The sequence below is a fragment of the Phocaeicola fibrisolvens genome, from assembly GCF_025567125.1.
In the GTDB taxonomy this organism is placed as follows: domain Bacteria; phylum Bacteroidota; class Bacteroidia; order Bacteroidales; family Bacteroidaceae; genus Phocaeicola; species Phocaeicola fibrisolvens.
In genome coordinates this window covers 1-10,978 of sequence record NZ_JAOQJI010000075.1, presented here as the reverse complement: position 1 = coordinate 10,978, position 10,978 = coordinate 1, and the positions used below count along the sequence as shown (strand labels likewise).

The following is a 10,978-nucleotide window of genomic DNA, read 5'->3' as shown; positions in this document are numbered from 1 at the left end:
CGGGCAAGTCCTGACTGAGCGAAGTTTGGGCTTGCCCGATTTTTTTGCAGGCACAAAAAAGGCCATCTCAAATTATATTTCAATTTGAGACAGCCTCTTTTTTATTTTCCCAATGTTTCCATCTATGTATTACGTAAAAAGGACATGCCGCAAAATTTACTCCGCATCTCCTTCCGGTGCATATTCCTGCAAGGTCAGCTCTCCTCGCAACACACCCAGAGCATTCATGGCCAACGCACCCATTTCATCCTCACCGGGAATCACCACGATGGGAGCCAGTCCTTCCAACCACTCCCGCAGCCCGCGGATACAATAGTCATTGAAAGCAATGCCTCCCGTCAGAATCACGGCATCGGTCTGTCCGTGCAGGGCAATGTGCATGGCTCCTACCTGCTTGGCCACCGTGTAGAGCATGGCATCGAGCACCAGTTTGTGCTTTTCGGCTCCGGCATGGGCCCAACGGATAATGCTCTGCACATCGGTAGTGCCTAGATGTGCCACCAAACCTCCCCGACCGTTGATCATCTTCCGGATTTCCGCGTATGTATATTTCCCGCTGAAGCACAAATCTACCAACTGTCGGGCCGGCAGGGTACCTGCCCGCTCCGGACTGAAGGGTCCTTCCCCATTCAAGGCATTGTTCACATCGACCACTTTCCCATAGTGATGTGCGCTGACCGAGATTCCTCCCCCCAAGTGGGCCACAATCAAGTTCAGTTCTTCGTATTTCCGTCCGATGCGGGCCGCATAACGTCGGGATACCGCCCGACTGTTCAGGGCATGAAAAATAGAGATACGGGGAAGCTCCGGGATACCGGATATACGAGCCAAGTCGCGCAACTCATCCGTTACCACCGGATCGGCCAGGTAAGACGGACAACCGGCGCAATGCGCTATCTCGTCGGCAATCCAGGCTGCCAGGTTCGAGGCGTGTTCCATACTGGCATGCCACAAGTCATGCTTGATGCGCTCATTGATTTGATACACCCCGCCAGGAGTCGGTTTCAACAAGCCTCCGCGGGCAATCACGGCATCAAAAGCAAGCGGAATGCCCGCCTTCTCCAACGTGTCGTGCACATGCGCACGACGATACTCATACTGCTCGTTGATATGGTGAAAGTCCGCCAGTTCCTTGGACGGATGTGCGATACTTTCACGCCACACGGGATTCTCATTCTCATAGACTGCCAGCTTCGTGGAAGTGGAGCCCGGGTTAATGACAAGTATTTTCATAAGGTCAGGTCTTATTCTTTTCGCGTCCCTGCCAAGCAAGCCAGTACCAGACTGTAGTATTTGGAGTTACCGGAGTCACTCCGCGAAGGCACTACCACCGGTGCAAGGGTTCCGGTGAGCATGCCTGCCATGTTCGCATCGCCAAACAAGGACAAGGTTTTGTAAAACGTATTGCCCGATTCGATATTGGGAAAAATCAGAATATCCGCATTGCCGACCACGGGAGAAGAAAGACCCTTTATCTCCCCGCTGTGCTTGTCGCAGGCGGTTTTGGCATCCATCGGTCCGTCGATGAAGACGTGTCCGAAACGTCCTTCCTGCGCCTCCTTCTTGAGTTCCACATAGCTCAGGGTGTGGGGAAACTTCTCGTTGACTTTCTCCGTACAATGAATAAGTGCTACCCGAGGCTCTTCGCAACCCAGCTTACGGCACAAATCCAAATCATGGGTAATCATTGCCCGGAACTGTTCCAACGTGGGCCGTGGAATGACTGCCGCATCCGAGAAAAACAACAGCTTGTGATACAAGGGAACCTGCGCCACCGTGACATGGCTCAACACGCCTCCTTCGGGCAACAGTCCTTCACCTTTCTTCAATACCGCCCGCAACAGGTTGTCTGTGTTGATGAGCCCTTTCATCAGCACTTCCGCTTCTCCCATACGTACCAGCTGCACGGCCAATGCCGCCGCTTCATCGGGTGTACCCGCTTCGTAAATATGCACAAAATCGGGAGAAGCCGACCGCAAGTCGAGTGCTTCTTTCAAATGGGCTGAATCCGTCACCAGGAGGTATTCGGCAATTTCCTCTCTCAGACTGCGGATAATCACATACTCCGTGTGCGGGTCGTTCGGGCAGACCACCGCCACTTTCCGCCGTATGCCGCGCGAACGCAGGCAGTTTACCATCTGAGAAAGGCTTCGAATCAATTCCATATCATTAGATTTTAAACAAATATGAGAAAATAATTTGAATAACTATCTATCCGAGATGCTAATTAATGCTATACACGCTGGAAGGACCATCTGCAATGAATAACAAAATAACGACTTTATCTCCCTAATTGTGCCATTAATTCACAAGTTCTCTCTATATTTGCCTCACTTGCTAAAAAAGAATGCACGCATGAAAACAAATTTTTCTTTCGATATTCAAGCCCTCGATGAGGGGATTCACAACCGTTTCCCGAATCATAAAGAAGCGCCGCTCATCGGACTCACGGGAAACTTCAGTGACGGCAACCTGACCTTGGCACCGGGATATTACCAGTCTGTCATTCAAGCGGGAGGTGTACCGGTAATCATTCCACCTTACGAAGATATCAACTTACTTATCAACACCCTTGAACACCTGGACGGACTGCTGCTCACAGGTGGAGGTGACCTGAATCCATTGTTCCTGCACGAAGATCCGATTCGGGAACTCCATGGCATCAATCCTTACCGCGACCGGCAGGAACTGCTGTTGACGCGTCTGGCGGCTCACCGGCAGATTCCGATACTGGGTATCTGCCGCGGCATCCAAGTGCTCAACGCCGCTTTGGGCGGTACGCTCTATCAGGACATTTATGCACAGAAAGAAACGCCGTCTATCAAGCACAGTCAGGATTTGGAACGGAGTTTCCCCTCACACCGGGTGGAACTGGCCGAAGGCAGTCTGCTGGCCCGTATTCTAAACGTCAAGGAAGTAGCTGTCAATTCCTTCCATCATCAGGCGGTAAAAGAGCCGGCACCCGGTTTTCGGGTATCAGCTACGGCCCCCGACGGGGTGATAGAAGCCATCGAAAGCACGGAATACAAATCCATGCTGGGCGTACAGTGGCATCCGGAATGTTTCATCCTGAATCAGGACAAATGCATGATGCCGCTCTTCGGATGGCTCGTCCGCGAAGCCCGCTCGTTCCGCAAAGCCAAAGAATTGCACCAGCGTCTGCTGATTCTGGATACGCACTGTGACACTCCGATGTTTTTCGACCAGCACATCCGCTTTGATACGCGCGACCCCAAAATCAAGGTCGACCTGCACAAGATGACGGAAGGACGGCAGGATGCCACCATCATGGTAGCTTATCTGGAACAAAAGGAACGGACGGACGAAGCCTTGCTGGCAACTACCGCCAAAGCCGACCGTCTGCTGAATGAAATTGAGGAAATGGTGGCCAGGAACTGTACCGCAGTAGACATCGCGTATACGCCCGATGACTTATACCGTCTGAAACGGGAAGGAAAGAAGGCCATCATGCTGGGGATTGAAAACGGATATGCCATCGGGAAAGACCTCAGCCGGGTAGAACATTTCCGCAAACGGGGAGTGGTATACATGACGCTCTGCCACAACGGGAACAACGACATCTGCGGTTCAGCCCGCCGCAACGAAGAAAACCTGGGAGTCACTCCTTTCGGCGAACAGGTGATTCGAGAGATGAACCGCCTGGGCATGATGGTGGACTTGTCGCACAGTGGCGAACGAACCTTCTATGACACACTTGACATCAGCAGCCAGCCGGTAGTCTGCTCGCATTCTTCCAGCCGTGCGCTCTGCGAGCATCCGCGCAACCTGACCGATGACCAGCTCCGTGCCATTGCCAAGAAAGGGGGCGTAGTGCAGGTCTGTCTGTACAGCGGATTTCTCCGCACCGACCGTCCGGCGCACATCTTGGATGCCATCGAACACCTGAACCACATGGTGAACGTGATGGGTATCGAACATGTGGGCATCGGCAGTGACTTCGACGGCGACGGAGGCATCATCGGATGCAACGATTCCTCGGAGATGATCAACTTCACCCGCCAGCTGCTGCACGAACGTTACAGCGAGGAAGACATCCGCCGTATCTGGGGCGGCAATTTCCTGCGCGTCATGCAACAAGTGCAGGAAAGCGGTTCCTACAAATAAAGTTTAAAACGTATTTACGGCTGCAAGGGGTGTGCGAAAATAAGTTTACCTTTGCAGCGCAAACTAAATGAAAGGATTATGATTTCAATAAAAAATCTGCTGACCGTAGCGGCCCTGCTGACAGGAGGTGCCTTGATTTCCTGTGGAAGCAGTTCCAAGAACAGCCAGCAAACCGAAGAAACCGAAGAAGCCATCGTTCAGGCACCGGCCTTCAATGCCGACAGTGCATACGCATACGTAGCCGCACAAGTTGCTTTCGGCCCTCGTGTGCCCAATACGGAAGCACACCGGAAATGTGGGGATTACCTGGCTGCCCAGCTGAAGAAATTCGGGGCAACTGTCTACAACCAGCAGGCTGATTTGATCGCATACGACGGTACCGTCTTGAAATCGCGCAACATCATCGGAGCCTACCAGCCGGAAAACAAGAAACGGGTGATGCTCTGTGCACACTGGGACTGCCGCCCGTATGCCGACCAGGACGAGGAAGCCAACCACCGGAAAGCGATTGACGGAGCAAACGATGGGGCCAGCGGAATAGGTGTGTTACTGGAAATTGCCCGACAGATTCAACAGCAGGCTCCGCAAGTAGGCATCGACCTCGTATTCTTCGATGCGGAAGATTACGGCACGCCAGAGTTCTACAAAGGAACGTACAAACCGGACACCTGGTGTCTGGGCTCCCAATACTGGGGACGCATCCCTCACGTACCTGATTACAAGGCACGCTTCGGCATCCTGCTGGACATGGTGGGCGGAAAGAATGCCACATTCTACTACGAAGACTATTCCAAGCGGACGGCCCACAATGCCATGAAGAAAATCTGGAAGATGGCCGAACACCTGGGCTATGGCAACTACTTCATCAAGGAAGACGGAGGCCAAATCACCGACGACCATCTCTATGTGCACCAGTACCGTCAGATTCCCTGTGTAGACATCATCCACTATGACACACAGAGCAACACGGGCTTCAACCCTACGTGGCACACGCTGGACGACACACTTGAAAATATTGACAAAGCCACGCTTCAGGCTGTTGGACAAACGGTGATGGGCGTGATTTATAACGAAAAATAATTAAACTGTATCACAATGAAAACAATCAACGAACTCCAGGACGAAGTGATCGAAGAATTCAGCGACTTCGACGATTGGATGGACAAATACCAACTGCTGATCGACCTGGGCAACGACCAGCAACCGCTCGACCCGAAATACAAGACCGAACAGAACCTGATTGACGGATGTCAGAGCCGCGTATGGCTGCAGGCTGATTTGGTAGACGGGAAAGTGGTATTTCAGGCAGAAAGCGATGCCCTGATTGTCAAAGGCATCATCTCCCTGCTGATTCAAGTTGTATCGGGTCATACTCCAGATGAAATCCTGAATGCCGACCTCTACTTCATCGAAAAAATCGGCTTGAAGGAGCATCTTTCACCTACCCGCAGCAACGGTCTGCTGGCCATGGTGAAACAGATGCGTATGTATGCCTTGGCATTTAAAGCCAAGATGCAGGAAGCTTAACCAATTTCCCGACCATATCACAAGCCCCCGCCGGTTCACCTCCAGTCGGGGGCTTGTTCGTTTAAAAAAAACGCTTCGACGTTTCACCTCAAACGCCTAAACGTTTTGTCTTAAACGCCTAAACGTTTGGCATCAAACGTAAAGGCGCTTCCATCAAAACGCCTAAGCGTTTTGGCCCTTATGCAGAAGTATCCTTATCCCATTTCTCTCCTTTCCCTGCCACTTCAGGGTTTACTGAAGGGTTGAGCAATTTTAATCTATTGAAAATCAGCTAATTCTAAAAATTTTCACATTTTTTTAGTCAGACCTTTCTGCAAACCCCACTTTTCCTACCTTATTGTAATATATTATAATAATTAACTATACCCTATAAATAGGAGACTTTCTATTTTAAGATTTCTTAAACATACAGTTCTTACTTCTTCCCTATCTCCAAAATTTAAACATGCCCGTTTTTTGTTTTTTCAGTCAAAAAGAATAACTTTGTTTATTAATCCTAAAAACGACTTATAATGAAAGAGTTTCTTCGAAGTACCCTGGCCACCATCACGGGTGTGCTAATCTGCGGGTTCATCTTTATCATCTTGGGCATAAGTACATTAGTAGGCATTATGGCCTCGTCTGAAACCGAGACCGTTGTTCCGCCCAATTCCGTGTTTACCCTCGAACTGAAAGGAACCATCCAGGAGCGTTACCAGCCCAGTCCCGTCGACCAGTTCTTTGAAGACCAGATTTCTACCTACGGATTGGAAGACATTCTGAATGCCATCCAAAAAGCCAAAGAAAACGACCTTATCAAAGGTATCTACCTGCATACGGGTGCACTGAGCTGCTCAGCGGCTTCCCTGCAAGCCATTCACCGGGCACTGGCCGACTTCAAGCAGAGTGGCAAGTTTCTGGTGGCATACGCTGACGCTTACACACAAGGCGGATATTATGTGGCCAGTGTAGCCGACAAGGTTATCGTGAATCCCGTTGGAAGTCTTTCCTGGCACGGACTGGCCAGCGAGACCATGTTCCTGAAAGATTTCCTGGCCAAAATCGGCGTGAAGATGCAGATTTTCCGGGTAGGTACGTACAAATCGGCCGTGGAACCAATGATGAGCACTGAAATGAGTCCGGCCAACCGTGAACAGACCCAGGCTTTTTTGGAATCTACCTGGAAGAGTATCCTGAACGACGTCTCGGCATCGCGTCACATATCGGCTGACTCCCTGAACCTGCTGGCCGACCGGAACATGGATTTCCATCCGGCAGAAACTTACGTAAGCAGCGGACTGGCCGATACACTGATGTATCAGGATGAAGTGCTCAGCTACCTGAAGTCTCTTACCGGACTGTCTGACGAAGACGACCTCAAGACTTTAAACCTCGACGAAATGACCCGTGTCAAGGCGACTGCCCCGAAGAGCAAGACCCGCGACGTGGTGGCAGTATATTACGCTTACGGAGAAATTGACAACGGCTCATCATCGTACGACGAGGGCATCAACTCCGAAAAAGTCACCAAGGACCTGCGCGACTTGCGCAAGGACAAGAACGTAAAAGCCGTGGTGCTCCGCGTCAACTCTCCGGGTGGAAGCGCCTACGGGTCGGAACAGATTTGGCGGGAGGTCAGCCTGCTGAAAGCGGAAAAACCGGTCGTAGTATCCATGGGCGACTATGCGGCTTCCGGTGGCTATTACATTTCATGCGCCGCCCACAAGATTGTAGCCGAACCGACCACCCTGACCGGCTCCATCGGTATCTTTGGCATGATGCCCGATGCCTCCGAACTTTTGAACGACAAACTGGGACTTCATTTCGATGGAGTCAAAACGCATAAAATGGCCGATATGGGCAGCATGAGCCGCCCGTTCAATGCAGAAGAATCGGCCCTGATGCAACAGATGGTAAACCAGGGATACGCCTTGTTTACCAAACGCTGTGCCGAAGGCCGACACATTCCGTTGGAAGAGCTCTGCAAGATTGCGGAAGGACGCGTATGGACCGGCAGCATGGCCAAAGAACTGAAACTGGTGGACGAACTGGGCGGACTGGATACAGCCATCCAACTGGCAGCCCAGCTAGGCAAGGTGAAGGACTACAATCTTCAGACTTACCCAGCCAAGGAAGATTTCCTGACCCAGCTGCTGAACACCCGTACCGACCGCTACATTCACAGCCAGTTGCAGGAAACTTTCGGAGAATACTACCGCAGCTTCGACTGGATACGTCACCTCGGTCAGTCCGACCGTCTACAAGCCCGTCTGCCATTCAACTTGCGCATCCAATAAGGAGGGACGTGCATGAGCGGAAAATGCAAGATATATTGGGGACTGTGGCCCTTCAGTGTCCTCTACGGCATCGGTGTGAGGGTACGGAACTTGTTGTTCGACCGGGGCCTGCTCCGGCAGGAACGCTTTCCGTTGCCCGTCATCTGCATCGGTAACCTGACCGTGGGCGGCACGGGGAAAACACCTCATACGGAATACCTCATCCGGTTGCTGCACGGTTCGTTCCGGCTGGCCGTACTAAGCCGAGGCTACAAGCGGAAGTCGAAAGGTTTCGTGCTCGCTTCTCCTGCTTCCCGCATGGAAGACATCGGCGACGAGCCTTTCCAGATGGCCCGCAAGTTCCCGGACATCCGTGTAGCCGTGGACGGTGACCGCTGCGAAGGAATCCACCGACTGATGGCCCCCGAAGGAGCACCCGACACGGAAGTCGTGCTGCTGGACGATGCCTTCCAGCACCGTTACGTACAACCGGGACTGAACCTCCTGCTGATGGACTACCACCGACCCGTGGAATGCGACCAGCTTCTGCCTGCCGGACGATTACGGGAGCCTGCCAGCGGCAAACAACGGGCCGACCTGCTCATCGTCACCAAATGTCCGCCCGACCTCAGCCTGGAAAAATGCAAGCAACTGCAGCAACGCATACAGCCTCTTCCCCATCAGGAGGTGTTTTTCACCACCCTGGCCTACGGAAAACTGTATTCCTTGTTTGCGGATACACCTGCCCGGGCACTTGACACCCTGAAAGGCCAGGCAGTATTGCTGGTCACCGGCATTGCTTCGCCGGCTCCCCTGGTAGAAGAAGTCCGTCGTCATGCCGCGAGTGTCACCCCATTGCTTTTCGGTGACCATCACAACTTCGATGCGACCGACATGCAACAGATTGTGCAACAGTTCTACCGGCTGCCGGAAGCACGCCGCCTCATCCTGACCACCGAGAAGGATGCCTCGCGGCTCATCGGCCATCCGCAGCTCGCCGACGAACTGAAACCCTATATTTATGTGCTCCCCATAGAAGTGGAGTTCCTGCACAAAGGAGAACTAGTATTTAACCCCAAAATCATTGAGTATGTTAGAAAAAATTCAAGAAACAGCCGCCTTTCTGAAGGCGAAGATGCACACTCATCCTGAAACAGCCATCATCCTGGGCACGGGCCTGGGCAGCCTGGTGCATGAAATCACCGACAAGTATGAAATCAACTATTCGGAGATTCCGAACTTCCCGGTTTCCACCGTCGAAGGACACAGCGGCAAACTGATTTTCGGGAAATTGGGCAACAAAGATATCATGGCCATGCAAGGACGCTTTCATTTTTACGAAGGCTACTCCATGAAGGAAGTGACTTTCCCCGTGCGTGTGATGCGTGAACTGGGCATCAAGACCTTGTTCGTATCGAACGCTGCAGGAGGCACGAACCCGGATTTTGAAATCGGTGACCTGATGATTATCACCGACCACATCAACTTCTTCCCCGAACATCCGCTCCGCGGCAAGAACATCGACTACGGACCGCGTTTCCCGGACATGAGCGAAGCGTATTCCAAAGAACTGATTGCCAAAGCACTGGAAATTGCCAAGGAAAAAGGCATCAAGGTGCAGCAAGGCGTGTACATCGGTACACAAGGTCCTACGTTTGAAACCCCGTCGGAATACAAGATGTTCCGCATCCTGGGCGCAGACGCCGTAGGTATGTCTACCGTACCGGAAGTCATCGTGGCCAACCACTGCGGCATCAAGGTGTTCGGCGTATCGGTCATCACCGACCTGGGCGTGGAAGGCAAGATTGTGGAAGTATCCCACGAAGAAGTGCAGAAGGCAGCCGACGCCGCACAGCCCCGCATGACCACCATTATGAGAGAACTTATCAACAGAGCGTAAAAATACTATGCACGAAGGAAACAGAACTGAAATTTCTACCCTGGGTGAATTCGGCCTCATCAAGCACCTCACCCAGGACATCAAACTACAAAATCCGGAAACGAAGTACGGTGTGGGCGACGATGCTGCCGTACTGGAGTTTCCCGGCAAGCAGGTACTGGTCACCACCGACCTGCTGATGGAAGGCGTACACTTCGACCTGGTCTATACCCCGCTGAAACACCTGGGATATAAATCGGCCATGGTGAACTTCTCCGACATCTACGCCATGAACGGTACGCCGAAACAGATTACCGTCTCACTGGCTGTCTCCAAGCGCTTCTGCATTGAAGACCTGGAGGACTTCTACGACGGCCTGCGCCTGGCCTGCGAACAGCATCACGTGGACCTCGTGGGAGGCGATACCACCTCTTCCGTCACAGGACTGGCCATCTCCATCACCTGCATCGGGGAAGCCGACAAGGACAAGGTGGTCTACCGCAACGGTGCCAAGGAAACCGACCTCATCTGTGTATCGGGTGACCTCGGGGCCGCCTACATGGGCCTGCAGTTGATGGAGCGCGAAAAAGCCGTGTTCCAGGGCGAAAAGGACGTACAACCCGACTTTGCCGGAAAAGAATACCTGTTGGAACGCTTCCTGAAACCGGAAGCCCGCAAGGACATCGTCGAAAGTCTGGCCAAAGCCGGTCTTCGGCCTACGGCTATGATGGACATCTCCGACGGGCTGTCGTCCGAACTGATGCACATCTGCTCACAGAGTCACGTAGGTTGCCGGGTCTATGAGGAACGTATTCCCATCGACTACCAGACTGCCGTGATGGCCGAAGAGTTCAACATGAACCTGAGCACTTGTGCCCTGAATGGCGGCGAGGACTACGAACTGCTCTTCACCGTCCCGTTGACAGCACATGAAACAGTGGCCCAAATGAAGGATGTCAAAATCATCGGTCACATCACCAAGCCTGAACTGGGTTGTGCACTGGTCACCCGCGACGGCAACGAACTGGAACTGAAAGCGCAGGGCTGGAATCCGTTGAAAGGATAAAGCCTCCTATAACTTAACGTGAGTTCGATATAAAATTAGAAAATAGACAGTTGTCCGTCATTGACAAAGTTTACATCAATGGCGGGCTTCTTTTCAAAAAAGCAATATGCTGCTATAGCCGACAAA

Annotated in this window: 9 protein-coding genes; 7 read left to right on the top strand and 2 right to left on the bottom strand. The window is 52.3% G+C overall.

Annotation, left to right across the window (positions count from 1 at the left end):
• Window positions 1-156 precede the first annotated feature (156 nt).
• Window positions 157-1,233, bottom strand: a complete 1,077-nt coding sequence (buk, locus tag OCV81_RS17010) for a butyrate kinase (protein ID WP_148331040.1) — start codon at window positions 1,231-1,233, stop codon at window positions 157-159.
• An 11-nt stretch (window positions 1,234-1,244) separates the two neighbouring features.
• The gene (locus OCV81_RS17005; protein WP_148331039.1) at window positions 1,245-2,165 is read right to left on the bottom strand and encodes a phosphate acyltransferase; all 921 of its coding nucleotides are present in this window, start codon (window positions 2,163-2,165) and stop codon (window positions 1,245-1,247) included.
• Between the two features lie 190 nt (window positions 2,166-2,355).
• Here OCV81_RS17005 and OCV81_RS17000 point away from each other — a divergent pair, with 190 nt between their 5' ends.
• The 7 genes from OCV81_RS17000 (at window position 2,356) to thiL (ending at window position 10,852) form a co-directional block, all read left to right on the top strand.
• The gene (locus tag OCV81_RS17000; RefSeq protein WP_148331038.1) at window positions 2,356-4,125 is read left to right on the top strand and encodes a gamma-glutamyl-gamma-aminobutyrate hydrolase family protein; all 1,770 of its coding nucleotides are present in this window, start codon (window positions 2,356-2,358) and stop codon (window positions 4,123-4,125) included.
• A gap of 81 nt (window positions 4,126-4,206) precedes the next feature.
• Window positions 4,207-5,205, top strand: coding sequence for a M20 family metallopeptidase (locus tag OCV81_RS16995; RefSeq protein ID WP_148331041.1), 999 nt, complete (start codon window positions 4,207-4,209; stop codon window positions 5,203-5,205).
• Between the two features lie 15 nt (window positions 5,206-5,220).
• A complete protein-coding gene (locus tag OCV81_RS16990) occupies window positions 5,221-5,652 on the top strand; it encodes a SufE family protein (RefSeq protein ID WP_022355156.1) in 432 nt (143 codons plus the stop codon).
• Window positions 5,653-6,164: 512 nt separating this feature from the next.
• The gene (gene sppA, locus OCV81_RS16985) at window positions 6,165-7,928 is read left to right on the top strand and encodes a signal peptide peptidase SppA (protein WP_148331037.1); all 1,764 of its coding nucleotides are present in this window, start codon (window positions 6,165-6,167) and stop codon (window positions 7,926-7,928) included.
• A gap of 12 nt (window positions 7,929-7,940) precedes the next feature.
• On the top strand, window positions 7,941-9,059 hold the full coding sequence (gene lpxK, locus OCV81_RS16980; protein WP_148331036.1) for a tetraacyldisaccharide 4'-kinase: 1,119 nt from the start codon (window positions 7,941-7,943) through the stop codon (window positions 9,057-9,059).
• Complete coding sequence (locus OCV81_RS16975; protein ID WP_148331035.1) at window positions 8,998-9,807, top strand: purine-nucleoside phosphorylase; 810 nt, start codon at window positions 8,998-9,000, stop codon at window positions 9,805-9,807. The genes lpxK and OCV81_RS16975 overlap by 62 nt, the downstream gene beginning before the upstream one ends.
• A gap of 7 nt (window positions 9,808-9,814) precedes the next feature.
• Window positions 9,815-10,852 carry a thiamine-phosphate kinase gene (gene thiL / locus OCV81_RS16970; protein ID WP_022355152.1) on the top strand — a complete coding sequence of 346 codons (1,038 nt, stop codon included), beginning with the start codon at window positions 9,815-9,817 and terminating at the stop codon, window positions 10,850-10,852.
• The last annotated feature ends 126 nt before the right edge of the window (window positions 10,853-10,978 follow it).